This window comes from Pantoea sp. SOD02 (assembly GCF_024707505.1).
In the GTDB taxonomy this organism is placed as follows: domain Bacteria; phylum Pseudomonadota; class Gammaproteobacteria; order Enterobacterales; family Enterobacteriaceae; genus Pantoea; species Pantoea symbiotica.
Genome location: NZ_CP102604.1, coordinates 956,743 through 983,719, shown reverse-complemented (window position 1 = coordinate 983,719; position 26,977 = coordinate 956,743). Strand labels below are relative to the sequence as shown.

General features: G+C 56.0%; 26 protein-coding genes and 2 pseudogenes. 10 read left to right on the top strand and 18 right to left on the bottom strand.

The features are described 5' to 3' along the window. Positions 1-40: 40 nt before the first annotated feature. The 3 genes from NR302_RS04455 to NR302_RS04445 are packed head-to-tail and all read left to right on the top strand — an operon-like array spanning position 41 to position 3,633. A complete protein-coding gene (locus tag NR302_RS04455; protein WP_258144663.1) occupies positions 41-1,546 on the top strand; it encodes a sugar ABC transporter ATP-binding protein in 1,506 nt (501 codons plus the stop codon). Then, complete coding sequence (locus NR302_RS04450; RefSeq protein WP_256695713.1) at positions 1,543-2,541, top strand: ABC transporter permease; 999 nt, start codon at positions 1,543-1,545, stop codon at positions 2,539-2,541. Before NR302_RS04455 ends, NR302_RS04450 begins: the two co-directional genes overlap by 4 nt. A 27-nt stretch (positions 2,542-2,568) precedes the next feature. Further along, the gene (locus NR302_RS04445) at positions 2,569-3,633 is read left to right on the top strand and encodes a sugar ABC transporter substrate-binding protein (protein ID WP_258144662.1); all 1,065 of its coding nucleotides are present in this window, start codon (positions 2,569-2,571) and stop codon (positions 3,631-3,633) included. Positions 3,634-3,740: 107 nt separating this feature from the next. On the opposite strand, the gene dinB is transcribed toward NR302_RS04445, so the two are convergent. Beyond that, entirely contained in the window at positions 3,741-4,796 is a 1,056-nt protein-coding gene (dinB, locus tag NR302_RS04440) for a DNA polymerase IV (RefSeq protein WP_258144661.1), read from the bottom strand. Between the two features lie 244 nt (positions 4,797-5,040). On the opposite strand from dinB, the gene dpaA reads away from it, so the two are divergent. Then, positions 5,041-5,784: a peptidoglycan meso-diaminopimelic acid protein amidase gene (gene dpaA / locus NR302_RS04435; protein WP_258144660.1), complete on the top strand. Its 744-nt coding sequence runs from the start codon at positions 5,041-5,043 to the stop codon at positions 5,782-5,784. On the opposite strand, the gene NR302_RS04430 is transcribed toward dpaA, so the two are convergent. Further along, positions 5,755-6,522 carry a class II glutamine amidotransferase gene (locus NR302_RS04430; protein ID WP_008108933.1) on the bottom strand — a complete coding sequence of 256 codons (768 nt, stop codon included), beginning with the start codon at positions 6,520-6,522 and terminating at the stop codon, positions 5,755-5,757. The two genes, dpaA and NR302_RS04430, sit on opposite strands and share 30 nt — an antisense overlap. Positions 6,523-6,573: 51 nt before the next feature. Beyond that, positions 6,574-7,152 (bottom strand): D-sedoheptulose 7-phosphate isomerase, encoded by a 579-nt coding sequence (gene lpcA / locus NR302_RS04425; RefSeq protein WP_061717531.1) that lies wholly within the window; start codon positions 7,150-7,152, stop codon positions 6,574-6,576. A gap of 243 nt (positions 7,153-7,395) precedes the next feature. On the opposite strand from lpcA, the gene fadE reads away from it, so the two are divergent. Continuing rightward, positions 7,396-9,840 carry an acyl-CoA dehydrogenase FadE gene (fadE, locus tag NR302_RS04420; protein ID WP_258144659.1) on the top strand — a complete coding sequence of 815 codons (2,445 nt, stop codon included), beginning with the start codon at positions 7,396-7,398 and terminating at the stop codon, positions 9,838-9,840. 36 nt (positions 9,841-9,876) lie between these two features. Here the strand turns inward: fadE and NR302_RS04415 are convergent. Together NR302_RS04415 and NR302_RS04410 are read right to left on the bottom strand one after the other, a co-directional pair. Continuing rightward, positions 9,877-10,266, bottom strand: a pseudogene (locus NR302_RS04415) (IS4 family transposase); the annotation flags it as partial. Further along, positions 10,218-10,358, bottom strand: a complete 141-nt coding sequence (locus NR302_RS04410) for a hypothetical protein (RefSeq protein WP_256695706.1) — start codon at positions 10,356-10,358, stop codon at positions 10,218-10,220. The gene NR302_RS04410 and the pseudogene NR302_RS04415, both read right to left, overlap by 49 nt. A 213-nt stretch (positions 10,359-10,571) precedes the next feature. Here NR302_RS04410 and NR302_RS04405 point away from each other — a divergent pair, with 213 nt between their 5' ends. Further along, complete coding sequence (locus NR302_RS04405) at positions 10,572-11,093, top strand: DUF2778 domain-containing protein (protein ID WP_258144658.1); 522 nt, start codon at positions 10,572-10,574, stop codon at positions 11,091-11,093. Between the two features lie 247 nt (positions 11,094-11,340). Then, the gene (locus NR302_RS04400; RefSeq protein ID WP_258144657.1) at positions 11,341-11,832 is read left to right on the top strand and encodes a type VI secretion system tube protein TssD; all 492 of its coding nucleotides are present in this window, start codon (positions 11,341-11,343) and stop codon (positions 11,830-11,832) included. A 173-nt stretch (positions 11,833-12,005) separates the two neighbouring features. On the opposite strand, the pseudogene NR302_RS04395 reads toward NR302_RS04400, so the two are convergent. Both NR302_RS04395 and mtnK read right to left on the bottom strand, forming a co-directional pair. Further along, a pseudogene (locus NR302_RS04395) lies at positions 12,006-12,383 on the bottom strand (IS4 family transposase); the annotation flags it as partial. Between the two features lie 9 nt (positions 12,384-12,392). Then, positions 12,393-13,592: an S-methyl-5-thioribose kinase gene (gene mtnK / locus NR302_RS04390; RefSeq protein ID WP_258144656.1), complete on the bottom strand. Its 1,200-nt coding sequence runs from the start codon at positions 13,590-13,592 to the stop codon at positions 12,393-12,395. 105 nt (positions 13,593-13,697) lie between these two features. Here mtnK and mtnA point away from each other — a divergent pair, with 105 nt between their 5' ends. Beyond that, positions 13,698-14,717 carry an S-methyl-5-thioribose-1-phosphate isomerase gene (gene mtnA, locus NR302_RS04385; protein WP_258144655.1) on the top strand — a complete coding sequence of 340 codons (1,020 nt, stop codon included), beginning with the start codon at positions 13,698-13,700 and terminating at the stop codon, positions 14,715-14,717. A 55-nt stretch (positions 14,718-14,772) separates the two neighbouring features. Here mtnA and NR302_RS04380 read toward each other — a convergent pair whose 3' ends face one another. From NR302_RS04380 to NR302_RS04370, 3 genes are read right to left on the bottom strand one after another with little or no spacing between them, the layout of a single operon-like run. Then, positions 14,773-15,315: an acireductone dioxygenase gene (locus tag NR302_RS04380; RefSeq protein WP_258144654.1), complete on the bottom strand. Its 543-nt coding sequence runs from the start codon at positions 15,313-15,315 to the stop codon at positions 14,773-14,775. Position 15,316: 1 nt separating this feature from the next. Beyond that, a complete protein-coding gene (gene mtnC, locus NR302_RS04375; RefSeq protein ID WP_258144653.1) occupies positions 15,317-16,000 on the bottom strand; it encodes an acireductone synthase in 684 nt (227 codons plus the stop codon). Continuing rightward, complete coding sequence (locus tag NR302_RS04370; RefSeq protein WP_258144652.1) at positions 15,997-16,611, bottom strand: methylthioribulose 1-phosphate dehydratase; 615 nt, start codon at positions 16,609-16,611, stop codon at positions 15,997-15,999. The genes mtnC and NR302_RS04370 overlap by 4 nt, the downstream gene beginning before the upstream one ends. A gap of 131 nt (positions 16,612-16,742) precedes the next feature. Between NR302_RS04370 and NR302_RS04365 the strand changes: the two genes are divergently transcribed. Continuing rightward, positions 16,743-17,903, top strand: coding sequence for a pyridoxal phosphate-dependent aminotransferase (locus NR302_RS04365; protein ID WP_258144651.1), 1,161 nt, complete (start codon positions 16,743-16,745; stop codon positions 17,901-17,903). Continuing rightward, positions 17,891-18,661 (top strand): amidohydrolase, encoded by a 771-nt coding sequence (locus tag NR302_RS04360; RefSeq protein WP_258144650.1) that lies wholly within the window; start codon positions 17,891-17,893, stop codon positions 18,659-18,661. The genes NR302_RS04365 and NR302_RS04360 overlap by 13 nt, the downstream gene beginning before the upstream one ends. Before the next feature lie 190 nt (positions 18,662-18,851). Here NR302_RS04360 and katG read toward each other — a convergent pair whose 3' ends face one another. The 8 genes from katG to NR302_RS04320 form a co-directional block, all read right to left on the bottom strand. Continuing rightward, positions 18,852-21,050: a catalase/peroxidase HPI gene (gene katG, locus NR302_RS04355; RefSeq protein ID WP_258144649.1), complete on the bottom strand. Its 2,199-nt coding sequence runs from the start codon at positions 21,048-21,050 to the stop codon at positions 18,852-18,854. A 545-nt stretch (positions 21,051-21,595) separates the two neighbouring features. Beyond that, complete coding sequence (gene uraH, locus NR302_RS04350; protein WP_008105232.1) at positions 21,596-21,931, bottom strand: hydroxyisourate hydrolase; 336 nt, start codon at positions 21,929-21,931, stop codon at positions 21,596-21,598. After that, positions 21,928-22,422, bottom strand: a complete 495-nt coding sequence (uraD, locus tag NR302_RS04345; RefSeq protein ID WP_154195076.1) for a 2-oxo-4-hydroxy-4-carboxy-5-ureidoimidazoline decarboxylase — start codon at positions 22,420-22,422, stop codon at positions 21,928-21,930. Before uraD ends, uraH begins: the two co-directional genes overlap by 4 nt. 2 nt (positions 22,423-22,424) lie before the next feature. Next, a complete protein-coding gene (hpxK, locus tag NR302_RS04340; RefSeq protein WP_258144648.1) occupies positions 22,425-23,690 on the bottom strand; it encodes an allantoate amidohydrolase in 1,266 nt (421 codons plus the stop codon). Continuing rightward, positions 23,687-24,922 carry an alanine--glyoxylate aminotransferase family protein gene (locus tag NR302_RS04335; protein WP_154195072.1) on the bottom strand — a complete coding sequence of 412 codons (1,236 nt, stop codon included), beginning with the start codon at positions 24,920-24,922 and terminating at the stop codon, positions 23,687-23,689. The genes hpxK and NR302_RS04335 overlap by 4 nt, the downstream gene beginning before the upstream one ends. A gap of 21 nt (positions 24,923-24,943) precedes the next feature. After that, positions 24,944-25,675 (bottom strand): amino acid ABC transporter ATP-binding protein, encoded by a 732-nt coding sequence (locus NR302_RS04330; protein WP_007887180.1) that lies wholly within the window; start codon positions 25,673-25,675, stop codon positions 24,944-24,946. Continuing rightward, a complete protein-coding gene (locus NR302_RS04325; protein ID WP_036648539.1) occupies positions 25,656-26,312 on the bottom strand; it encodes an amino acid ABC transporter permease in 657 nt (218 codons plus the stop codon). The genes NR302_RS04330 and NR302_RS04325 overlap by 20 nt, the downstream gene beginning before the upstream one ends. Continuing rightward, positions 26,312-26,977, bottom strand: a complete 666-nt coding sequence (locus tag NR302_RS04320; RefSeq protein WP_061717544.1) for an amino acid ABC transporter permease — start codon at positions 26,975-26,977, stop codon at positions 26,312-26,314. The genes NR302_RS04325 and NR302_RS04320 overlap by 1 nt, the downstream gene beginning before the upstream one ends.

Genomic DNA, 26,977 nt, shown 5'->3' with positions numbered 1-26,977 from the left:
AAAAAATGCCCCCAACTCAACTAATTAAAGGCCCGGCTCAATGAGTGCGATCAACCGCCTGGAGATGCGTAATATCTCCATTGCCTTTGGCGGTTTCGCCGCGCTAGCGCAGGTGGATTTTCTGACCGAAGGTGGCTCGGTGCACGCGTTAACCGGCGCTAACGGTGCCGGAAAATCCACGCTGATGGCGGTGCTGGCTGGCGCACACGATCATTACAGCGGTGAGATTCTGCTGGATGATGTGCCGGTAACCATTCGCTCACCGCGCGATGCCAAAAAGCTCGGCATTCATCTGGTCCAACAGGAAGTGGATGTGGCGCTGGTGCCACAGCTCAGCGTGGCAGAAAACATTCTGCTCGATCGTTTAGCCGAACCGGGCCACGCCTACAACTGGCGCGAGATTCGCCGCCAGGCACGTGCGTTACTGGCGCAGCTGGAAGTGAACATCGACGTTAATCGTTTGGTCGAGCGCTGCTCGCTGGCGGAGAAACAGCAAATTTTGCTGGCGCGCGCCCTCTCCCATCACTGCCGCTTCCTGATCCTGGATGAACCCACCGCCCCGCTCGACCAGCATGAGAGCGAGCGCCTGTTTACCGTGGTGCGCCGCTTGCAGTCCAGCGGCATTGGCGTGGTGTTTATCTCGCACCGCATTCATGAACTGAAAGCAATTTGCGACCGCTTAACGGTGCTACGCGATGGTCGTCTGATCGAAAGCAGCCCGATGGCAGCGCTGAGCGGCGAGCAGATCGTGGAGAAAATGCTGGGACATCGGCTCGACGATGTCTTTCCGCCGCGGCGCGCCCGTTCGCCACAGCCGCTGCTGCTGTCGGTGGAAGGCTTACACGACGATCGATTACTGCAGGATATTTCGCTGCGTCTGCATAAAGGCGAAATCCTTGGCATTGCTGGTATGGCGGGTGCCGGTAAAACCGAGCTGTGCAAAGCGCTGTTTGGTGCAAGCAAAAGCCGTGTAACGCAGGGCGAACTGCACGGCAAACCGTGGCGACCGCGTTCACCGCACGACTCGGTTGAAAACCGCATGGCGCTGGTGCCGGAAGAGCGCCGCAAAGAGGGCATTTTCATCGATGAACCGGTGAGCATGAATCTGAGCATCAGCGCCGATAACAGCTTCTCACGCTGGAGCCTGTTTGGTCATCGTCAGGCGTGGCGCTGGGCGGAAGAGGTGATTCAGCGCCTGAATGTGCGTACCACCGGACCGGGGCAAATTCTGCGTCGCCTGTCGGGCGGCAACCAGCAGAAAGTGGCGATTGGCAAATGGCTACGCAATAACGCCGATGTGCTGATTTTTGATGAGCCGACGAAAGGCGTCGATATCAAAGCCAAAACCGATCTGTTCACACTGATTGATGGCTTAGCGCGCGAAGGCAAAGGCATCATTTATGCCTCGGGCGAGTTTTCTGAATTGGTCGGTCTGTGCGACCGCATTTGTGTGCTCTGGGATGGGCGCATTGTGGCAGAGATGGAGGGCACAGCAGCCACAGAAGAGGCACTTCTGCTTTATTCCACCGGAGGAACACCTGCGTGAGCAGCAAAGAACTATCCCTAAACCCGCAGCCTTCTCTGCGCCATCAGCTGTTTGATTTCCTTTATAAGTGGGGCATGTTGCTGACGGTGGTGATTCTGATTGCCGCATTTGGTCTCGCTTCGGACAGCTTCCTCGAACCGACCAACATCATCAACATCCTGCGTTCCATTGCCATCGTCACGGTAATTGCGATTGGCGTGTCGATTTCGCTGACGGTGGGCGGCTTTGATTTGTCAGTGGGATCAACCGCCTCGCTGGCCAATGCGCTGGTGATTTCATTGTTCGTCTGGCACGGCTTTGGCACCACCGAAGCCATCATTATTACGCTGCTGCTGTGTACGTTGGTTGGCTTGTTCAACAGCTTCCTGATTGTGGTGCTGCGCATTCCCGACATGCTCGCCACCCTCGCTACGCTGTTTGTAATTCAGGGCGTGGCGATGACCTACAGCTTTGGCGGTTCCATCACCGAGAATATGGTGCTGCCGAGCGGCGACATGGCCGAAGGCACCATTCCTGCAACCTTTGGCCTGCTCGGCCAAGTGCCGACCATCGTGATTATCATGCTGGTGGTCACCATTGTGGCGCAGCTGGCGCTGTCGCTGACCAAGCACGGCCGTCGTATGTATGCGCTGGGCGGCAATCCTGAAGCGGCGCGTCTCTCCGGCATTCGCACCACGCGCTATCGCGTGCTGGCGTATGTGCTGGCCTCGCTGCTGGCAGGTTTGGGCGGCATTCTGCTGGCGTCACGTATCGGCTCTTCACAGGTGAATGCCGGCGGCGGTTATCTAATGGATGCCGTAGCCGCAGCGTGGATCGGTTTCTCGCTGGCCGGTTCGGGCAAACCCAATGCGCTGGGTACCTTGGTGGGCGCGATCATTCTAGGAGTGTTGCAGAACGGGCTGGTGATGTTGTCGGTGCCCTATTACGCGATGGACATTATTAAAGGTCTGGTACTGGCGCTGGCGCTAGCGATGACTTACATCCAGCGCCGTTAAGGCGCGCTTAATCAGAAAGAGATCATAATGAAAAAAATTACCCTTTCGCTGCTGGCGGTAAGCCTGCTCAACGCCAGCGCCGCCTTCGCCGATGCCACAGTGCCTGCGGTGATCGCTAACCATGAAGGCCCGGTACGCATCGCCATCATCCGCAACCTTGGCTCCGACGATAACACCACGCAGTTTGTAGCCGGTGCGATTCAGCAAGGCCGCCAGTTGGGCTTTAAGGTCAGCACCTTCCTCAGCAACGGCGACGATGCGCGCTTCCAGGATTTCGTTAACCAGGCGATTAGCCAGAAATATGACGGCATTATCTTGTCGCACGGTAAAGATCCCTACTCGACTGCGCTGGTGCAGCGTATCGCCGCTGCGGGCATCAAGCTGTCGGTGTTTGATACGCCGGTTAATACACCGGTAGAAGGTGTCACCGTGACGGCGCAGGATGATGCTTCTTTAGCTCAGGAATCGCTGGGACAGATCGTTAAAGATTTCAACGGCAAAGCCAACATCGTCAAACTGTGGGTGGCGGGTTTCCCACCGATGGAGCGTCGTCAGGTAGTGTATGAAAAAGTGCTCAAGGAGAATCCGGGCATTCATCAATTGGAAACCATTGGTGCCGTTTCCTCTGACGTGCAAGGCGACACCGCCAATAAGATTGGCGCGATTCTGGCGAAATATCCGAAAGGTAAGATTGATGCAATTTGGGGCGCCTGGGATGCCTTTAGCCAGGGTGCGTATAAAGCCCTGCAGGAGAATGGCCGTACCGAGATCAAATTGTATAGCATCGACGTATCCAATCAGGATCTGCAGTTGATGCACGAGAAAAACAGTCCGTGGGTGCAAACCGTGGCAGTGGATCCGAAAACCATTGGCGCAGTAAATATGCGTCTGGTGGCGAACAAGATTGCGGGCGAAACTACACCGGCGACTTACGAGTTTAAAGCGTCATCAATTTCCCAGCAGCAGCTGAACAGCCAGCAAGGCGCGGTCAACGTGGCGTCGCTGAATAAGATCATTCCTGGCTGGGGCGAGAATAGCGATTTCATTGCGCCGTGGTTTGCGACGCTGGAAGCGAAGTACGGGAAGAAGTAGTTTTCATCCACTGACGTGAACGGTGCGGGTTGCCCCTCACCCTAACCCTCTCCCACTTGTGGGAGAGGGAACCGATCGGCGCGTTTTGCTTTTAGGCGCGCACAATCTCACAATCCCAGCACCAACTGCCGCTCCAGTTGCGGATCCACCATCGTGACATGCAATCCCACCAGCCGTACACCGCGCCCTGCTCGGCGTTCATCCCACGCCTGACGCGCCACCGCGATCATGTCGTCTTTATTCAGCACCGACCAGACATGCTCCTGCGTGGTTTGCTGGAAATCATTGAACTTGAGTTTCACACCTTGCCGGGCGATCTGTTTATCCGGCTTGATGGCGGTTAAGCGGCGATCCAGCTCGGCATAGAGAAAATCAATAATCTCCAAACATTGTTCCCAGCTGTGAATATCTTCCATCAGCGTGCGTTCAACGCCCAGCGATTTGCGTTCGCGCTCAACCACCACATTGCGCTCATCAACACCGTTGCTGCGCTCCCATAAGATGCGGCCAAACTTGCCAAAGCGTTTAAGCAGCAGCGCCAAATCGGCACGCTGCACATCGGCGCAGGTACGCAATCCCATCTCTTCCAGCTTTTTAGTCGCCACTTTACCGACGCCAGGAATTTTGCTCAGCGGCAGCGTCAGTAAAAAATCAGACATCGCGTCAGGCGTAATCACATATTGCCCGTTGGGTTTGTTGAGATCGGAAGCGATCTTGGCGAGGAACTTGATCGGCGCGATTCCTGCTGAAGCGGTTAAACCGGTTTCACGCAGGATATCGGCGCGAATCGCCTGCGCCATCAGCGTGGCCGAGCCGTGACAATGCAGGCTGTCGGTGACATCTAAATAGGCTTCATCCAGTGACAGCGGTTCAATCAGCGAGGTGTAGCGCGAGAAGATGTCGCGAATTTGGCGGGACGCTTCTTTATAGGCATCAAAGCGACCAGGCAGCAGCCGCAGATGCGGACAAAGTTTGAGCGCCATGCCGGTTGGCATTGCGCTGCGCACGCCATATTTACGCGCCGGATAGTTGGCAGTGCTGATCACACCGCGCTGCACGCGACTGCCGCCAATGGCGATTGGAATATCACGTAAAGAGGGATCGTCGCGCATCTCAACCGCTGCGTAAAAGCAGTCCATATCGACATGAATAATTTTGCGCATACGCCCTCCCGAATACTGGATAAGTATACAGCAGCGAAAAATATCAGCAATATTTGTTGATAGCGAGATTAAAGTTTACAAATTAGTGGTCGTATTCCTTTTAGGAACGCGCCATTTTCTCGGACACTGGCTTGATTAAAAGCCAGACAATGTTAATGTTGCGCTGCGATAGCGGATATTTCCGATAATGCAATACCCGGACGCTCAGCGTCATCGTCTCTCTTCAATTCAAGGTATCTACAGAATGGGCAGAATCGCATTAACGCTTGCGATGATTCTTATGCCGCTCCTTAGCTGGGCAATTAACCCCGAGCCTACGCAACCGCTGGCTCCGGTGAGCAAAGAGTTAAAGAAACAACTAATTGGCACCCCCGTTTTTATTCAGATTTTTAAGGAAGAGCGTACGCTGGAACTGTACGGCAAAATCGGTAATGAATATCGTCTGCTGGACAGCTATCGCATCTGTAATTTCTCTGGCGGTTTAGGACCTAAACGTCGTCAGGGCGATTTCAAAAGTCCGGAAGGCTTTTATAACGTCAAGCTGAATCAGTTGAAACCGGATAGCCGTTTCTATCGTGCTATTAACACCGGTTTCCCGAATCAATACGATCGCGCTAAAGGCTATGACGGCAATTATTTAATGATTCACGGTGATTGCGTATCGATTGGCTGCTACGCGATGACCAATGCGTCTATGGATGAGATCTTCACCTACACCAATGCCGCGCTGCGCAATGGTCAGCAGGAAATTCAGGTCAACATCTATCCGTTCCGCATGACCGACAGTAATATGCAACGTCATAAATACTCGACGTACATTAACTTCTGGCGTGAACTGCAGCCGGGCTATGCGTACTTTGCCAAGTACCGTGTGCCGCCAACGGTGAATGTGACGGCCACCGGCCAATATGCGGTGAACAGCACGCCGGTAATCTCTACACCGGATGCTGCCTCGAAATCATTCCTGGCGCTCACCCAGGCAAAATAATGCCCACTCGCCTGGCACTATCCGGTGCCAGGTTTCATTGCCTGTCAGCGGTTGCGTGGCAATCACCGTCACCACATCTTGCGGCGTAGTCTGCTGCTGAAAATCAATCTCCACATCCTGATCGAGCAACGTGGCTTTGCCAAACGGCGCACGGCGCGTAATCCAGTAGAGATTGGTCGAACAAAACGCCATCAGATAGCGCCCATCCGATAACAGCATGTTGAACACGCCCTTCTCTCGCATTTCTGCTGCCAGTTCGGCAATGTAGCGGAACACCGCTGGCCAGTTGCCCGGCGTGCGTGGATAGCGCTCGGTCAGTTTGTGCAGCATCCAGCAGAACGCTTTTTCGCTGTCGGTTTCGCCAATCGGACGGAACGGCCCGGTATCCAGCTGACGATAACCTTTAAGCTGACCATTGTGTGCGTAGGTCCAGTTGCGGCCCCACAGCTCACGCGTGAACGGATGGGTATTTTCCAGCGACACTTCACCGCGATTCGCCTGGCGGATATGCGCCACCACGGAATGCGATTTAATCGGGTATTCCTGCACCAAACGGGCAATCGGCGAGTTAAAGCTCGGCTGCGGATCTTTGAAGGTGCGGCACCCTTTTCCTTCGTAGAAAGTGATGCCCCAACCATCTTTGTGCGGCCCGGTTCCACCGCCACGCTGCACCAGACCGGTAAAACTGAAACAGATGTCCGTGGGGACATTGGCGCTCATCCCGAGCAATTCGCACATAGCAACCGCCTTAAGTTAGATCCTCTCGCGCACGGCGAGAGGAACGCATCATTACTTAACCATCTCTTTTTCAATCAACAGCATCAGGATGTGGATCACTTTGATATGGATCTCCTGAATGCGGTCGGCATAGCCAAAGTGCGGCACGCGAATTTCAATATCCGCTGAACCTGCCATCTTGCCGCCATCTTTACCGGTCAAAGTAATCACTTTCATGCCTTTCGCGCGCGCAGCTTCCACCGCTTTGATGATGTTGGCAGAGTTACCGGAGGTTGAGAGGCCCAGCAGCACATCGCCTTCGCGACCTACCGCTTCGATATAGCGCGAGAACACATAGTCGTAGCCAAAATCGTTGCTGACGCAAGAGAGATGGCTGACATCAGAAATGGCAATCGCCGGGTAGCCAGGACGGTTTTCACGATAGCGCCCAGTCAGCTCTTCAGCAAAATGCATGGCATCGCAGTGCGAGCCGCCGTTACCGCAGGAGAGCACCTTGCCGCCCGCTTTGAAGCTGTCGGCCAGCAGCACTGCGGCGCGCTGAATCGCGTGAATGTTGGCTTCGTCACTCAGGAAGTTGTTAAGCGTATCGGCTGCTTCATTGAGTTCTGAGCGAATAATGTCCTGATACATAGGGATGTCCTTTAGAGGAAAGATTGACCCGGCAAGTTTAACGGAATGGGGCTACGCCGCAAAGCGCCTGCATTCAGTAAAAGCGCGGCGCTTTGAGGAAGTTTGGCAGTTGTTGCGCATCGTGCAACGAATTTGTGAGATGTGTTGTAATTGCGATGTAAACAGATTGATAAATTTTGCCCCATATTCTAAACCTACACCCATAACAGGTCAGACCTCTTACTACTTATGGAGTGGTTCATTATGTTGGTTGCCTCAATCGTTGCGACGCTAATCCTGCTTAGCGTGTTGTTCTACCACCAAATTTCTCTTCAGCTGAGCAGCGTGATTCTGCTGCTGTGGACTGGCGCGCTGGCGGCCGCTGACGTGTGGACACCGTGGATGCTGCTGCCGCTGGCAATCATTCTGCTGCCGTTCAACCTGCCAATGATGCGCCGCAGCATGTTCTCGAAACCGGCGCTGCACAGCTTCCAGAAAGTGATGCCGCCGATGTCACGTACCGAAAAAGAGGCGATCGACGCCGGCACCACTTGGTGGGAAGGCGATCTGTTCCGCGGCAAACCGGACTGGCAGAAGCTGCATAACTACCCGCAGCCGCGCCTGACCGAAGAGGAGCAAGCCTTTATTGATGGGCCGGTGGAAGAAGCGTGCCGCATGGCAAATGACTTCGAAATCACCCATGAAATGGCCGATCTGCCACCGGAGTTGTGGGCGTATCTGAAACAGCATCGCTTCTTCGCCATGATCATCAAGAAAGAGTATGGAGGCCTCGAGTTCTCCGCTTATGCGCAGGCGCGTGTGCTGCAGAAGCTGGCGGGCGTCTCTGGCATTCTGGCGATCACCGTCGGCGTCCCCAACTCACTCGGCCCAGGCGAACTGCTGCAACATTACGGTACCGATGAGCAGAAAGATCATTACCTGCCGCGTCTGGCGCGCGGTGATGAGATCCCTTGCTTTGCGTTGACCAGCCCGGAAGCGGGGTCGGATGCCGGCGCGATTCCCGATACCGGCGTGGTATGTATGGGTGAATGGCAAGGTCAGCAAGTGCTGGGCATGCGCCTCACCTGGAACAAGCGCTATATCACGCTGGCACCAATCGCCACCGTGTTGGGTCTGGCGTTCAAACTCTCCGATCCGGATCATCTGCTGGGCGATACCGAAGAGCTCGGCATCACTTGCGCACTGATCCCGACGCACACGCCTGGCGTGGAGATTGGCCAGCGCCACTTCCCGCTGAACGTGCCGTTCCAGAACGGTCCGACGCGCGGTAAAGACATTTTTGTACCGATCGATTTCATCATTGGCGGCCCGTCAATGGCCGGTCAAGGCTGGCGCATGCTGGTGGAATGTTTGTCCGTTGGTCGTGGTATTACGCTGCCTTCAAACTCAACCGGCAGCGTGAAAAGCATTGCGCTGGCGACCGGTGCATATGCGCACATTCGCCGTCAGTTCAAAGTCTCTATCGGCAAAATGGAAGGGATTGAAGAGCCGCTGGCGCGCATTGCCGGTAATGCCTACGTGATGGATGCTGCCGCGACGCTGATCACTAGCGGCATTATGCTCGGTGAAAAACCGGCGGTGCTGTCGGCGATTGTGAAGTATCACTGCACCCATCGCGGTCAGCGCGCCATTATCGACGCGATGGATATCGCTGGCGGTAAAGGCATTATGCTGGGCGAAAACAACTTCCTGGCGCGTGCTTATCAGGGCGCACCGATCGCCATCACCGTAGAAGGCGCTAACATCCTGACGCGTAGCATGATCATCTTCGGCCAGGGCGCCATCCGTTGCCATCCTTGGGTGCTGGAAGAGATGAATGCCGCAGCGAAAAATGATTTAGTGACTTTTGATCGCGCGCTATTCAGCCATATCGGCCACGTTGGCAGCAATAAAGTGCGCAGCCTGTGGCTGGGCTTAACCGGCGGTCGCACCAGCGCCACGCCAACCCGCGACGCCACGCGCCGCTACTATCAGCATATCAACCGTTTGAGTGCCAACCTCGCGCTGCTGTCAGATGTGTCGATGGCGGTGCTGGGCGGCAGCCTGAAACGTCGTGAACGCATCTCGGCGCGTCTCGGCGATGTGTTGAGTCAGATGTATCTGGCGTCGGCCACCTTGAAACGCTATGAGGACGAAGGCCGCAACGAAGCTGATTTGCCGCTGGTACATTGGGGCGTGCAGGATGCGCTGCATCAGGCCGAAGTGGCGATGGATGATTTGCTGCGTAACTTCCCGAACCGCATGGTGGCCGGTGCGCTGCGATTGGTGATTTTCGCCGGTGGTCATCACTGCCCGGCACCGTCCGATAAACTGGATCACAAACTGGCGAAACTGCTGCAACTGCCTTCCGCGACGCGTACCCGCTTGGGCCGTGGCCAGTATCTGGCACCAAGCGCACATAATCCTGCGGGTCAGCTGGAGCAGGCGCTGCAGGATGTGATGGCCGCCGAAGTGATTCACGATCGTCTGTGCCAGCAGCAGAAAAAACACCTGTCGTTCACCCGTCTGGATGCGCTGGCGCAGCGTGGTCTGAAAGAGGGCTGGATTGATGAGAGCGAAGCGCAGGTGCTGATCCGTGCTGAAGCCAGCCGCCTGAAAGCGATTAACGTCGATGATTTCGCGCCGGAAGCGCTGGCAGTGCCAAAGCCGCAGACGAAAACCAATTCGCGAGCCAGTGAAGCCGCCTAAAACACAAAAGCCTCCGCAGGGAGTAATGCCAGTCAGTTAAGCCTGACTGGCATTTTTTCTTTTGGCTGTCGGGTACTTCCAGGGCCTCTCTTTCACCACTCTCGGGAACGACCTCTCCCGTCGCCCCGGCAGTTTGACTATCTGCGCCATCGCGCCCACATTTTTCACCAGTTCCAGGATCCGCCCCGGTAACGCGCCCTCAAGCGTCCAGAGCAGCTTCATTACCCAGGCTGCAGACTCGCTGAAGCTCAGCTGATTAGGCCAGTATCCCTTAAGCGTCGACGCCATTTTTATCATCTGATATCTCACCAGATTATACGCAAGCAGCACGCCCCACTGCTCCTGACGCACAATCTCCGGTTTTTTGCTGCGCAGCGTCAGCCGGTTATTCTGCAGCCCCTGCTTGATTTCCCGATACCGGAGCTCTCTACTTCGGCGACGGCGCGCACGGCGGCTTCACTGCAGCTGAGTTTGGTGGCGGCGTTCTTAAAATCCTGATCGGTCAGCGTCTGCGACATAACGAATATCCTGTTTGTGTCGCACGTCTTGCGCGAAAGGGGGGTTGTTCGTTGAGATTCTATATCTCTCGTTATTGTTTTAACAACGCCAATAGCAAAGCGTGATCGTAAAAGCTGTATTGATTACCAACTCTAATTATTTTTGGTCCTGACAATCTGAGGGATGTAACATAAACATCAGTTACTACATGGATTAAAGGTTAGGGATTAACGATGCCAATTATCGGTAAGATGATTTTGAACGGCGCAGATTTCGTGCCGTTGAATCTGTATGGCGTGGGCGTCTTCATGGCGTTTTCCGGGAAAGGTGCCTACAGAAATATTCCTGCATGTATGGCCGTCCCAAACGTTGGGCCTATCCCACCGGGTAAATACTGGATTGTTGAGCGTGGGAGGGGTGGCCTGCTTTCATGGGCTAAGGCAAAGTCACAGGATTTATATAACCGCGTTTTTAACGGTGCTGAATTTGATCGCGACGAATGGTTTGCTTTATATCGTGACGATCTGAGCATTGATGATGAAACGTGGATTAATGACGTCAAACGCGGATTATTTCGCCTCCATCCCGGCCGCGTATCTGAAGGATGTATAACTCTCCACCTTAATTCAGACTATGCGCTAATTCGTAATGCCCTTCTGAGAACAGCGCCGATCTCGGTTCCTTGCATGAAAAATTTAATGGCGCGCGGATACATTGAGGTGGTTGCCGGTGGTTATTCAAACACTTGCCCGTAGAGCGGCCAAAGTCGCTTTTTTTCTCGCGCTGATGCTCGTTGTCGCCCGTACTCTGGGCCCGCCAGAGTTATGGTTTAACGAACAATTAGCCTTGAAAATCGGCCAAATGATCTACGGGAATGAAGAGATTGGAGCGGATCGTTTTTACGACATCTATTTCTACATGTCCGTATGCACAGTGATTCCCATCACGGTTGTTATTTACATTTTAACAATGAAGTTAATCAAAAAAATAAGGAGCAAATAAATGCCAATTCCTCCGTATATGTGGCTTAAAGACGATGGTGGCGCGGATATTAGAGGTTCTGTCGATGTTCACGAACGTGAAGGCAGCATTGAAATTATCGGCCTGAGCCACGGTATTAACCTGCCGGTAGACACCGCTAACGGCAAAATAACCGGCACGCGCCAGCATTCATCAATGATGATCGAGAAAGAGATGGATAGCTCAACGCCTTATCTCTATAAAGCAGCGGCCACCGGCCAGACGCTGAAAAGCGCCGAAATTCGTTTCTACAACATCAGCGATGCGGGCCAAGAGGTGTGCTATTACACCGTGCTGATGGAAAACGTGAAAGTCACCGGCGTTAACTGCGGCGTGGCCAACACAAAACTGTCGGGCAATGACAAGCTGAACCACACGGAAAGCGTCAGCCTGCAGTATGAAAAAATCACCTGGCGTATTGTGGATGGTAATATCCAGTACACGGACGCATGGAACGAACGTCCTTCTGCGTAATCCGTTAGTAATTAACTTTCACTCAGCAAATAAAGTTTTTCCAATGAACTTCGAAGAATTTTATGCATTGCCACAGTCTGAACGTGACAAAATGATCGCAAGCGCTGATGTTTTTAGCATCGACTTAAACGTGAAATAAAAAAAGCCCCGGAAACGGGGCTAATGCCAGTCAGTTAAGCCTGACTGGCATTTTTTCTTTTGGCTGTCGGGTACTTCCAGGGCCTCTCTTTCTCCACTCTCGGGAACGACCTCTCCCGTCGCCCCGGCAGTTTGACTATCTGCGCTATCGCGCCCACATTTTTCACCAGTTCCGGGATCCGCCCCGGTAACGCGCCCTCAAGCGTCCAGAGCAGCTTCATTACCCAGGCCGCAGACTCGCTGAAGCTCAGCTGATTAGGCCAGTATCCCTTAAGCGTCGACGCCATTTTTATCATCTGATATCTCACCAGATTATACGCAAGCAGCACGCCCCAAAGCTCCTGACGCTCCATCTCCGGTTTTTTGCTGCGCAGCATCAGCCGGTTATTCTGCAGCCCCTGCTTGATTTCCCGACACCAGCATTAACCCGCCTGACGAATCCGCGCAATCAGCGCATCCACATCGGCAATATGATCGGCAGCCAGAATCAGCGTGCGACCCAGCGTGATACAGCTGCGAATGCACTCGGTGCGCATGGTCTGATCTTCGATCTGTTTGAAGTCCGCAACGTGAGACATCCCCACCGTGCGGCGGATCAACTCAGTACCGCAGTAACCCAAGGTATCGCGCCACACTTTGCGCAGGAAGGATTCGGCATAACCGGGATAAGCCAGCGCCACATCGCGGGTTTTCTCTTTTGCCAATTCCACAAAGCGGCTGGCAAATTGATTGCACACTTCCTGTACATCGCTCAGACGACGTTCACGCCCTTCTGCCGCCTCACGCGGTGCCATCAGGCCCGGCAGGCAGCAGTAATTAATCAGCAAGTTGCCAATCGCGCTGCCAACGTCAAAACCAATCGGCCCAAAGTAACCGAACTCCGCATCAATCACTTTCAGGCTGCCATCGGCGACAAAGATCGAACCGCTATGCACATCGCCATGCAGCAATGCTTCCGCATCGGCGAAGAAGCGATGCTTGAGGCCGGCCACGGCGATTTTTAGCGCATCGTCGCTACGCAGGCTGACCACCAGCGATTCCAGCGCCGCAGGATATTTATTGCGCTCATGATCGATAAACGGATCGTTGAAGAATAAGTCTTCAGTGATTTCGCACATTTCCGGATTAATGAAACGCGCCACTTCGGCTTTTTTCTTATGCGGATGCAGGAAGAAATCAGAGGTATGGAACAGCGTCTGCGCCAGATACTCGCCAACCTGGCGGCCGGCCTGCGGGTAATAAGCGCCCTTCACCAGCTCGCTGCGCCAAATACGGTGGCTGGAGAGATCTTCCATCGCCATCACCGCCAGTTCGGCATCGTAATGGGTGACGTTGACAGTGTGCTGCGGGCAATGTTTGTAGTGTTCAATCAACGTCTGCGCTTCGAGACGCGCGCGATCCAGCGTCAACGGCCAGGATTCGCCGACGCAGCGCACATACGGCAATGCCTGCTTCACCACCACGCGACTGCGGCCTTGGTTATCGAAAATCTTAAACACCAGGTTAAGGTTGCCATCACCGATCTCTTCGGCGCGCACCAGCGCAGACGGATCGTCCACGCCGCCAAATTGTTTCGCATATTCCACAGCATCGGCAGCATTGAACGTACGGTATTGCGACATTGCCTGTTCCTCGATTATCGATAGTAATAAGCCGTTCAGACGTCTATACATCCGTTACGCATGTTGGCACAATAGCCAGCATTAACGCAACAGGGATTTCACACCATGCAAACACTTCGTACCACCAGCCTTGAGGTCAACGATAATCAACTGTGGATCCTTGACCAGCAGGCGCTGCCACAGCAACAAAACTGGCTGCCTGCGCACAGCGTCGCGCAGTTGGTTGAACACATTCACGCCTTGCGCGTGCGCGGTGCGCCACTGATTGGCCTCTCCGCCAGTTTGTTGCTGGCGCTGCTGGGCGAGCAAGGCGCAGCGCGCACGGAATTAGCGGCGGCGCTGGAGGTGCTGCGCGCAGCGCGCCCAACAGCTGTGAACCTGATGAATAACCTGGATCGCATGAAAGTGGCGTTGGCCGAAAGTGATTTCGTCGCGGCGTTGAGCGGCGAAGCGCTGCGTCTGGTGGCCGAAGATAAGCAACTGTGTGACAACATCGCGCGTGCGGGTAGCACGCTGGTGAAACCGGGCAGCCAACTGCTGACGCACTGCAATACCGGCGGGCTGGCGACTGCCGGCGTCGGCACTGCGCTCGGCGTCATCTCCTACGCTCATCAACAAGGCCTGGTGAAAAATGTCTGGGTAGATGAGACACGACCGCTGCTGCAAGGTGGTCGCTTAACCGCGTGGGAACTGGGTGAACTGAACATTCCTTATCAGCTGATTACCGACTCAATGGCCGCCAGTTTAATGGCGCGCGGCGTGGTCGATGCCATTTGGGTCGGTGCGGATCGTATCGCGGCGAACGGTGATGTCGCCAACAAGATTGGCACCTATAGCCTGGCCGTGCTGGCGCACTATCACCGCATTCCGTTCTACGTCGCCGCACCGCACACCACGCTGGATCGTCAATGTCCGAACGGCGATGCCATTCCTATAGAGCAGCGTGCCGCCAGCGAAGTGACCGGCGTATCAGGCAGTTTTGGTAGCGTGCAGTGGGCACCGGAGAATGCGGCAGTCTATAACCCAGCCTTTGATGTGACGCCAGCGGCGTTGATTAGCGGTTGGGTGCTGGATACTGGCGTGGTGACGCCAGCGCAAGTTCATGAGGGGATTTTTCAGCCGTAGGGGAATGGGTAATGTGCGGTTGATAAAAAGGTCGTCATGAATGACGACCCTACAATCACGCCAAGCGCGGATACGCATCGGCAATCTTGTCGCCGGTGAAATTCGCGACCCAACCTTCCTGATTATCGAAAATACGGATCGCGGTAAAGTGCGGCTCAGAACCCATATCAAACCAGTGCGCTGTGCCAGCCGGCACTGAGATCAGATCATTCTTCTCACACAAAATCTGATACACCTCACCATCCAGATGCAGACAGAACAGCCCTGAACCTTCAACGAAGAAACGCACTTCATCTTCGCTGTGCGTATGTTCGTTGAGGAACTTGGTGCGCAGCACCTCTTTCTGCGGATTATCCGCACGCATGCTCAGCACATCCCAGCTCTGATAGCCCTTCTCGGCCACCAGACGATCAATCGCATGTTGATAGGCCTTGATCACCGTCTCTGCATCGGGATTCGCACCCAGATCGCGATCGGCTTCCCAGCGTTCAAAGCGCACGTTTTTCGCGTTGAGACGATCGCGAATCGCCTCGGCATCGGTGCTGTGCCACACCGGTTGATGGGCTTCGGTATCGGTAAAAATGGTCAGTGCACTCATGTTAAATCGACTCCGGTTTAATCTGGGAAAAATCGTTGACCTGGTGATGGCGACTGGCGTTGTCCGCCTCGCCACGAATTAACTGCACGGTATGCCAGCCCGCATCCGCTGCTGCATCCAGCTCCTGATGAATATCTGACAGGAACAGCAATGACGCAGGCGCAAGGCCGATTTTTTCTGCGATATTGCGATACGATTGCGCTTCACGTTTCGCGCCGACGCCGGTATCAAAATAGCCGCTGAACAGCGAGGTTAAATCACCTTCATCACTGTAGCCAAATAACAGTTTTTGCGCGGCGACCGATCCCGAGGAATAAACATACAGGCCAATCCCCTGCTGCTGCCAGCGCTCAAAAGCCGGCAGCACATCGGGGTAAAGGTGGCCGGTGAACTGGCCTTCCACGTAGCCGGCGCGCCAAATCATGCCCTGCAAGGCTTTGAGGCCCGGCGACTTGCGATCCTGATCGATATAATTCGTGAGCGTGGTAATCAGCTCCTCCAGCGAGGCCTGAGGCGCACCAGACTCTTCACGCACCGCGTTGAGTGCGGCGGCGACGTTTTCATCCGCGTGATTTTCCCGCACATACGCTGCTAAATGCTGGCGCGCATAAGGGAATAACACCTGATGTACAAACTGGATATCGCTAGTGGTGCCTTCAATATCGGTAACAATGGCGCGAATCATTTGGCCTCCAGCAGGCGACGTTGCAGCTCACATTCAAACAGAAATTCCAAACCTTCCAGATGGCGACGCGCTTCGTTCACGTCCTTGCCCCAGCAGGTCAAACCGTGGCCGCGCAGCAGAAAACCATATTGCAGCGGCGTATCGGCGGCAAAAGCTTCGATACGCTGCGCCAGCGCCGAAATGTCCTGATCGTTATCGAACATGGGGATGGCGACGGTATTCAGATGCGTCTGCTGCCCGGCCAGGGTTTTCTGCATCTCATAGCCGCTGAGCAGCAATGCATCGCCCTTCTCCACTCGCGACAGCACCGTCGAGTTAACCGTATGCGTATGCAACACCGCGCCCGCCTGCGGAAAAAGACGGTAAATCAGGGTATGCAGGCCGGTTTCCGCCGATGGCGTGCGCCCCGATGGCACCGCGTTGGTGGCGATCTCAACCTGGATAAAATCATCACGCGTCAGGCTGCCTTTATCTTTGCCGGACGCACTCAGCAGACAATACTCCGCGTCCTGCCGCACCGACATATTACCGCCGGTTGCGGGTGCCCAGCCTTTGCCACCAATCCAGTGGCAGGCGGCCACTAAATGTTCCAGTGGAAGAAAATCCGTCATAGCGATATACAGGCTCCGCAGGTTAGTTTAGACGTCTAAGCGTCTCGATTGCCAAATGTTAACATCCTGTTTATAGTGGCAGCAACACAGGGTTTCTCCGCAACGACATTCGCGCTTAAGGCCACAAAACAATGACGCAGCACAACCTGATCCCCGAGAGCAAATTACCGGCGCTCGGCACCACCATCTTTACGCAAATGAGCGCGTTAGCGCAGCAGCACAACGCCATCAACCTTTCGCAAGGCTTTCCCGATTTTGACGGTCCGCGCTATTTGCAGCAGCGCCTGGCGCATCACGTCAGCCAGGGCGCCAACCAATATGCACCGATGATCGGTGTACTGCCACTGCGTGAAGCGATTGTTGAGAAAACCGCTGCGCTTTACGGCCACACGCCTGACGTCAACAGCGATATCACCATCACCGCAGGCGCGACCGAAGCGCTCTACGCCGCAATTACCGCATTGGTGCGTGCCGGAGACGAAGTGATCTGCTTCGACCCAAGCTACGACAGCTACGCGCCTGCCGTGCAGTTGGCGGGGGGCGTGTTGAAACGCATCGCCCTGCAGCCACCGAGTTTCCGCGTTGACTGGCGCGAATTCCGCAGCCTGCTGAGCAGCAAAACCCGCTTAGTGATTCTCAATACGCCGCACAATCCGTCCGCCACGGTGTGGCGCAAAAGCGATTATGCCGAACTGTGGCAGGCGATTGCTGAGCAGGAAATTTATGTGCTGAGCGACGAAGTGTATGAGCACATCTGTTTCGCCGAAGCGGGCCACGCCAGCGTGTTGGCGCATGCTGAACTGCGTCAGCGTTCGATTGCGGTATCGTCATTTGGCAAGACCTTCCACATGACCGGCTGGAAAGTAGGTTACTGCATCGCACCGGCGGCGATCAGTGCTGAAATCCGTAAAGTGCATCAATATCTGACCTTCTCGGTGAATACGCCAGCACAGCTGGCGATTGCCGATATGCTGCGTCAGGAGCCTGAGCACTATCGTGAACTGCCGGAATTCTACCGCGCACGCCGCGATCGCTTTATTCAGAAGCTCTCCGCCAGCCGTTTCAAAGTGCTGCCGTGTGAAGGCACTTACTTCCTGCTGGTCGATTACAGCGCGATTTCCGATCTGGATGACGTGAGTTTCTGCCAGATGCTGACCAAAGAAGTCGGCGTGGCGGCGATTCCGCTGTCGGTATTCTGCGCCGATGCCTTCCCGCACAAGCTGATTCGCCTGTGCTTTGCCAAACAGGAAGCGACGCTCGACGCCGCTGCGGAGCGCTTATGTCAGCTTTGAAAATTACCGTTCTGCAGGAAACCCTGAGCTGGATGGATGGCGCAGCTAACCTGCGTCACTTCGATGGCGTGCTGAAAGGCATTGAAGGCCGCGACATCATTCTGCTGCCGGAGATGTTCACCACCGGTTTCGCCATGGAGGCCGCCGAAAGTTCGCTGCCGCAGGATGAAGTCGTCGCCTGGCTGCACGCGCACGCACAAACCAGCAACGCGCTAGTCGGCGGCAGTGCGGCGATCCAGACGGAAAAAGGCGCGGTGAACCGCTTCTTGCTGGTCGAGCCGAACGGCACGCTGCATCAGTACGACAAACGTCATCTGTTCCGCATGGCCAATGAGCATCAGCACTATGTGGCGGGTGAAACGCGCGAAGTGTTTGAGTGGCGCGGCTGGCGTATTCTGCCGCAAATTTGCTACGACCTGCGCTTCCCGGTGTTCTCTCGCAACCACAACGATTACGATCTGGCGCTCTATGTCGCCAACTGGCCGGCTCCGCGTGCGCTGCACTGGCAGTCGTTGCTGTTAGCACGTGCGATTGAAAATCAGGCTTACGTCGCCGGTTGCAACCGTGTCGGCAGCGATGGCAATCAACATCAATACAGTGGCGACAGCCGGATTATTTCGCCGCTGGGTGAGATTATGGCGAGCGGCGAGCCTTTTGCACGCGCACGTCTTGATGCAGAGCTCTCGCTGGAAGAGCTGCAAGCCTACCGCGAACGCTTCCCAGCGTGGCGCGATGCGGATGGTTATACGCTGAAGTAATAAAAAAAACCGGCAAGCCGTAATGCTCGTCAGTTAAGCGTTTTTAGGTCACCATAAATGGCGACCCTACAAAGGATTGGCGCGTTTTTCGTAGGGTGCGCATTCATGCGCACCTGCATACATATGCTAATTAATGTTTAACTGAGCGGCATAACCCCGGCAAGCCGGGGTTTATTTTTGATTGCGTAGATTACAGCTCGAAGCGATCCAGATTCATCACTTTGGTCCATGCGGCGACGAAGTCGGTCACGAACTTCTGCTTCGCATCGCTGCTGGCATATACCTCAGCCAGTGCGCGCAGAATAGCGTTCGATCCAAACACTAAGTCGGCACGTGTGGCACTGAACTTAACTTCACCGTTCAGACGATCGCGGCCTTCAAACAGCTCTTCGCTCTCGTCGGTGGCTTTCCACGCGGTGCGCATGTCGAGCAGATTGACGAAGAAGTCATTGCTCAGCACGCCAACGCGATCGGTGAACACGCCGTGCTGGCCGCCGTCGAAGTTGGTGCCCAATACGCGCAGCCCACCAATCAGCACCGTCAATTCTGGCGCGCTCAGCGTCAGCTGCTGTGCTTTGTCTAACAACAGCGTTTCGGTTGAAGAACCTTTCGGGCTGCGACGATAGTTGCGGAAACCATCGGCCAGCGGCTGCAGGAAATTGAACGACTCAACGTCGGTTTGATCCTGACGCGCATCAACACGGCCCGGCGTAAATGGCACTTGCGTTGCCACGCCAGCGGCTGAAGCGGCCAGTTCGATACCTACGCTACCCGCCAGCACAATCACATCAGCCAGCGACGCTTTGCCGGATTCCTGCTGAATCTTCTGCAAGGTTGGCAGCACATCATTGATTACACTGGCATTCACCGCCCAATCTTTCTGCGGCGCTAATGCCAGACGTGCACCGTTGGCGCCGCCACGTTTGTCACCGCCACGGAAGGTCGATGCTGAAGCCCAGGCCACTGAAACCAGCTGGCTGACGCTCAAACCTGAAGCAGCAATGCGCGCTTTAATCTCGCTGATATCAGCAGGCGTTGGCTGATGAATCGCCTGCGGTAACGGATCCTGCCACAGCAGATCTTCCTTCGGCACTTCCGGACCGATGTAACGCGCTTTTGGTCCCATATCGCGGTGCGTCAGTTTGAACCACGCGCGGGCAAAGGCTTCATTGAACGCCTGCGGATCGTTGAGGAAGCGGCGCGAAATCTTGCTAAACTCTTCGTCAAAACGCAGCGTCAGATCGGTTACCAACATGGTCGGTTTACGTTTTTTCTCCGGATCAAACGGATCCGGGATAATCGCTTCCGCATCAACCGCTTCGAACTGGATCGCGCCCGCTGGACTGTGCGTCTGTACCCATTCGTATTTGAACAGGTTCTCGAAGAAGTAATTGCTCCACTGCGTTGGGGTTTGCGTCCACACCACTTCCAGACCCGAAGTGATGGCATCTTTACCTACGCCGCTGCCGTAGCTGCTGGTCCAGCCAAGGCCCTGCGCTTCAATCGGTGACTCTTCAGGATCCACGCCAACGTGGCTGGCTTCTGCCGCGCCGTGAGTTTTACCCAAGGTATGGCCACCAGCAATCAGCGCCACGATCTCTTCGTCGTTCATGCCCATGTTGCCGAAGGTGGCACGAATCGCTGGAGCAGCTGATTTCGGATCGCCGCTGGCTTCCGGACCTTCCGGGTTAACGTAAATCAGACCCATTTCGGTGGCGCCCAGCGGTGCATTGGCAAGCGCTTCTGGATGGCGATGCGCCAGCCATTCAGTTTCATGGCCCCAATCCACATCCATATCCGGTTCCCACACGTCTTCGCGACCGGCACCAAAGCCGAAGGTGCGGAAGCCCGCGTTTTCCAGCGAGACGTTGCCCGCCAGAATGTAAAGATCGGCCCAGGAAATTTTCTGACCGTATTTCTGCTTCACCGGCCACAGCAGGCGACGCGCTTTATCGAGGCTGACGTTATCTGGCCACGAGTTCAGCGGAGCGAAACGCTGCTGACCACGACCTGAACCGCCGCGACCATCGATGGTGCGATAGGTACCCGCGCTGTGCCACGCCATGCGAATGAACAGCCCAATATAGCTGCCCCAGTCGGCTGGCCACCAGGATTGCGAATCGGTGAGAAGTGCGCGGATATCGGCTTTTAATGCGGAGTAATCCAGCTTGCTGAATTCGTCGCGGTAGTTGAAGTTGTCACTGAGCGGGTTGGAACGGTTGGAGTGCTGGTTTAACAGGTCGACGCGTAACATATTGGGCCACCAGTCGCGGTTGGATGTCCCGCCACCGGCGCCACGCGCCAGAACACTTTTCTCTTCAGACGCCCCGTGATGAAAGGGGCACTTGCCTGCGGCTGCTGCATTATCGTTATTGTCGTGCGTGCTCATGTTTATCGGCTCCATTGGCTTCACATTGCTTTCTAATATGCGACTAAGATTAGCTGCACTTTAGCCAAGAATATATTTGGATGAACCGAAGGTTTTGATAGTTACTGGCTTTCAAGCGCAGCGCGTGATGCGCTTCGCAAAAACAGGTCGCCATGAATGGCGTAATGCCGCTCGGTTAAGCGCGGAGCGACTTTCGTTCGCCATTTTCTGAGGCAGTTGCAGTAACTTCATGCGGCGACCGAGCAGAGGACGCCTGGCCGCGCCCTCTGCACTCCCGGGCCTTGCGTCAGCCCAACCCGCCGCTGCGCGGTGCCTTCACTCATTCACGATTCCTGACGGACCGGTGGCTATTCGCTCCTGCTCAGCGCCACCTCTCGCCGCATCCATGCGGCTCGTCCTGGAATCCCTCATTCGCTCAGCGTGTTGGGATGTCGCCTCAACACCCACGCTGCAGCAACTATGCATTTTTTTGACTATCCATCGCTACAAATCCCGTAGGGTTGCCATTTATGGCGACCTGGTGCGCATGAATGCGCCCCCTACAATCAGCTGCCGCGATAGGTTGACCATGACCACGGCGAGATGAGAAACGGCAGATGATAATGGCTGCCTGTGGCACCAATCACGAAATCGATCTGCGCGCTCACGTAAAGCGCATCGCGCCCTTCGGCAGCAAAATAGTCGCCGATCTCTGCCGTCAAACGATAATGACCCGGTGCCAGCGGTTCGGGCGTCAGATCTTTAATGCGTCCGTCGCTGTCGGTTTTGCCTTCCACCAGCGGCAGCCAGCCTTCCGGGCTGTTCTGCTCGAGCGAAACCGCCACGCCGATCGCCGGTTTGCCCAGCGCGGTATCGAGAATATGCGTCGTAATGGTGCTCATGTGATGCTCTCCTTCAGCCGCAACAGGGTAATTTCTCGCAGCTGCGCCAGCGCTTCACGCTGTTCACTCGCTGCATCGTTGTTAAGCCGACGCTGCAATTCCGCCAGCATCTCTTCGCCGCTGCGCCCTTTGGCGCGAATCAGAAACACCCGGCCAAAGCGCTGCTCATAGGTTTGATTGCCCGCCAGCATCGCCAGTTGCAGCGCGCCGTCCGCTTGCTGCATCGCCGACTGCTCACTGCGCGACAGCGTGGCCTCTTTGTCCGCGCCCGCCACTTTGTCGCCAATGCGCGGATGGGCACTCAGCGCCTGCTCAAGCTCAGCGGCTTGCCAAAACTGCGCCAGGCGATCGGCTTCTGCCTGCAAAGCCGCAACGTCGGCATAAGGCCGTGCCGCCACCAGCGCCTGTTGCCAGCCGGGAATCGCCACGCAGTGGGCAATCGCCGCCTGTGCGGCTTCGGGTAACAACTGATTAAAACTAACCAAATCCATCTTTATTCCTTAGCGCGGGCAATATCGCAAACCGCTTGTAGATACGCCTGCACGCCCAGCGCCACATCAGCGATTTGTACCGATTCCGCCGGATGATGGCTGATGCCGCGATGGTTGCGCACAAACAGCATGCCAACCGGCCAGCACTCAGCGATGGCAATCGCATCGTGTCCCGCGCCGCTTGGCAGCGACAGGCTGCGCCCTTGCACGGTTTCTACCGCGTGGCTCAGCGCCTGCTGCAAGCGCGCATCACAGGCGGTGGCGGCAATCTGGTAATACGTGTTGGAGTTGAAGGTTAAGCCGCGACGCAGCGCAATCGCCTGCGCTTGAGTGAGCAGCGTGGAGAGCAAACGCTCCAGCGGTTCATCCTGCGGACCACGCACGTCGAGCGACAGCTGCACTTCGCCGGGGATCACGTTGACCGCGCCCGGCAAGCAGCTCAGCGTGCCGACGGTCGCCACCAGCTGCGGATCGTGCTCCTGCGTGGTGTGTTCAATAAACATCATCCATTCGGCGGCAGCGGCAAGCGCATCTTTGCGATGCGTCATTGGCACGGTGCCCGCATGGCCGGCTTCACCGATAAAACTGCAATTCAGACGACGCGCGCCGTTGATTGCCGTCACCACACCAAGCGCCAAATCTTCTTGCTCAAGGCACGGACCTTGCTCGATATGCAGTTCCAGATAGGCGGCGATCTCATTGACATCACGCGCCGCGTCGAGAATTTTCGCCGCATCGAAACCGACGTCCTGCATCGCTTCTGCCACGGTAATGCCGTTGCCATCCGGATGCGTCACCCAACTTTCCGGCCAGCTGCCGGTGATGCCACGGCTGCCGAGCAGCGTAATGCCGAAGCGCGTGCCCTCTTCGTCGCCGAAGCCGACAATCTCAATCGCCAGCGGTAAACGCTGCTGCCGATCATGCAACCATTGTACGGTTTCGATAGCGCTTAACACGCCGAGCATGCCGTCGTAGCGACCGGCGTTGCGCACCGTATCCAGATGCGAACCGAGCAGCAGCGCCTGCGCGCCCGGCTGCGCCGCTTCGTAGCGACCGCAAATGTTGCCCACCGCATCCTGCCACGTCGTCATGCCCGCGGCCTGCATCCAATCGCCGACGCGCGCGTTGGCGCGCAGCTGTTCCGGCGACAGATAAACGCGCGTCAGGCCATCTTCGCTTTCGCTGATCTCAGCCAGCGCATCACAGCGCGCCATGACGCGAGCGGCGGCGATCTGCGCCTCGCTGGCGGTCATCAGGCTTTTATTCATGCGCGGCTCCCGTAAAGATCCCACGCCGCCTGCATCGCTGCGCCTTGCGTGGTGCGGAAACCAACATGATTCAGCACCGCTTCCAGTGCGCTTAAGGTCATCATCACGCAATCTTTACGCGCGTTGTAACCCATGGTACCGATGCGCCACACTTTGCCGTGCAGCGGACCAAACGAAGTACCGATCTCGATGCCGAAATCTTCCAGCACCAGTTTGCGCACCTGATCGCCATTCACGCCCTGCGGGATCACCACGCCGAGCACGTTATTCATTTTATGTCGTAGATCGCCGAAGGTTTCGAGGCCCATGCCCTGAATGCCTTTCAGCAGCGCATCGCCGTGCAGCTTATGGCGCGCGATGCCGTTATCTAATCCTTCCTGCATCATCAGACGCGCACATTCACGCGCGCCAAACAGCGCGGTAGTGGCTTCAGTGTGGTGATTAAGGCGTTCCGGGCCCCAGTAATCCATGATCATGCCGAGATCGAAATAGTTGGAATAGATCATCTCGTCGTCACCATCCTGATGATCGGCGGTGCGAATGCCCTCTTCCACGCATTTACGTTTGCGGATCACCGCTTCCATCTGCGGGCTCAACGTGATTGGCGAGGTGCCGGACGGTCCGCCGAGGCACTTCTGCATGCCAGCCGACACCGCATCCAGGCCCCACGCATCGGTTTCCAGCGCGTTGCCGCCGAGCGATGCGGTGGCATCGGTGTAGAACAGCACGCCATATTTCTGGCAGATCGCGCCCAGCTCTTCCAGCGGCTGCAGCATGGTGGTGGACGTGTCGCCCTGTACCGTCAGCAGCAGGCGCGGCTGCACTTTTTTGATCGCGTCTTCGATCTGATCCGGCGTAAATACTTCGCCCCACGGCACTTCAATGGTGTGCACTTCCGCACGGCAGCGGCGGGCGATTTCACACAGCAAATGACCGAAACGGCCAAATACCGGCACCAGCACTTTGTCGCCCGGACGGATCGCCGACAGCAGAATCGCTTCGATACCGGCGCGTGAGGTGCCGTCGATCAGCATCGTCCAGCGGTTTTCAGTGCGGAATACGCCACGGTACAGCGCCATCACTTCGTTCATGTAGTGCGTCATCGCCGGATCGTACTGGCCAATCAGCTGACTCGACATGGCGCGCAGCACGCGCGGATCGGCGTTGATCGGGCCCGGTCCCATCAGCAGACGCTGTGGAGGATTGATTTGCGAAAATTGGCTGATATCCATGTTGTATTCCTTAAAGAAAACTTAGAGGCGGACCGTGGAGATAAATTGCTTCAGCTCCGCCGTTTGCGGATTGGCGAACAGCGTTTTGCTGTCGCCCTGCTCCCAGACGCGCCCCTGATGCATAAAGACCACGCGATCGCCCACGTCGCGGGCGAAGTTCATTTCATGGGTGACGAGAATCAGCGTCATGCCTTCGGCGGCCAGTTGCTCCAGCACTTTCAGCACTTCGCCGACCAGCTCGGGATCGAGCGCGGAGGTGATCTCGTCACAGAGTAAAACTTTGGGCTGCATCGCCAGCGCACGGGCAATCGCCACGCGCTGCTGCTGACCGCCTGACAGATTGGCCGGGTAGTAATTGATGCGCTCACCGAGGCCGACTTTCTCCAGCATCTGCGTTGCCAGTTCACGGCATTCGGCTTCGCTTTTCTTCAGCACGCGGCGCGGCGCCAGCATCACGTTTTCCAACGCCGTCATGTGCGGGAACAGGTTGAAGTTCTGGAACACCATGCCGACCGAGCGGCTGATTTCCCGCGCCTGCGATTCGCGGTCGGTAATGGTCATGCCGCCGAGTTTGATGCTGCCTTCCTGATAGCCTTCCAGCCCGTTCATGCAGCGCAGCAAGGTACTTTTGCCCGATCCGCTGCGGCCGATAATCGAGATCACTTCGCCGTGATCGACATCGAGATCGACACCTTTCAAGACGTGGTTGTCGCCGTAGTACTTCTGTACCTGATTAATGGTGATGAGCGGCATTGAATTTTTTCTCCAGGTACTGGCTGTAACGCGACAGCGGATAACACATCAGGAAGTAACCGAGCGCCACCAGGCCAAACACCTTGAACGGCTCATACGTCACGTTATTCAAAATGGTGCCGGCTTTGGTCAGCTCGACGAAACCGATAATCGAAGCCAGCGCGGTGCCTTTAATCACCTGCACGGCAAACCCAACCGTAGGCGCGATAGCGATGCGAATCGCCTGCGGCGCCACCACGCGAAACAGCGTTTGACCAAAGGTCAGGCCGAGACAGCGCGATGCTTCCCACTGCCCTTTTGGCAGGGCGCGAATGCTGCCGTACCAGATATCCACCAAAAACGCGCTGGTGTAGAGCGTTAAGGCCAGCGAGGCGGCGGTCCATGGCGCTACATCGATGCCGAACAAGCCGACGCCGAAGAAAGCAAGGAACAACTGCATCAGCAGCGGCGTGCCCTGAAACAGCTCGGTGTACGCGCGCACAAAGCGCATCGGCCATTTACGCTTCAGCAGGCGCATAAACAGCAGCGGTAAGGTCACCAGCGTGCCGCCAAAAAACGCCACCAGCGAGAGTAAAATTGTCCAGCGCGCTGCCAGCAGCAGGTTGCGCAGGATGTCCCAGTCGGTAAATTGCGTCATCATGCCGGCTGCGCTCCCAACCATTTACGTCCCAGCGCCAGCAGCAGTTGGCGCATGGCGATCGACAACGCCAGATAGATCAGCGTGGTCACGAAATAGACTTCAAAACTCAAAAAGGTGCGCGACTGGATCAGGTTGGCGGCAAAGGTCAACTCTTCGTACGACACCTGCGACACCACCGATGAACCGAGCATCACAATGATGCATTGGCTAACCAGCGCCGGATAAATCCGCTGCAGCGACGGCGGCAGCACCACGCGGATAAAGGTTTGCGTGCGGGTCAATCCCAGCACGCGCCCCGCTTCCCACTGGCCGCGCGGCGTCACCTGAATCCCGGCGCGAATAATTTCGGTGCTGTAAGCGCCAAGGTTAATCAACATCGCCAGCAGCGCGGCTTCGCCCGCCGTCAGTTTCAGACCCAGATTGGGCAAACCAAAGACGATAAAAAACAGCTGCACCACAAACGGCGTATTACGGATCAATTCGACATACAGGCCCCAGATGCGGCTCGCCCAGCTCGGTTTACCGCTGCGCAGCGCCGCGCCGAGAATCCCGAGACTGACGCCGCCTACGGTGGCGAGCACGGTGATCTGAATCGTGACCCACAATCCGGCCAGCAACTCTGGCCAGTGCGGCCAGAGGTCGGCAAAGTTAAGTTGCGCCAT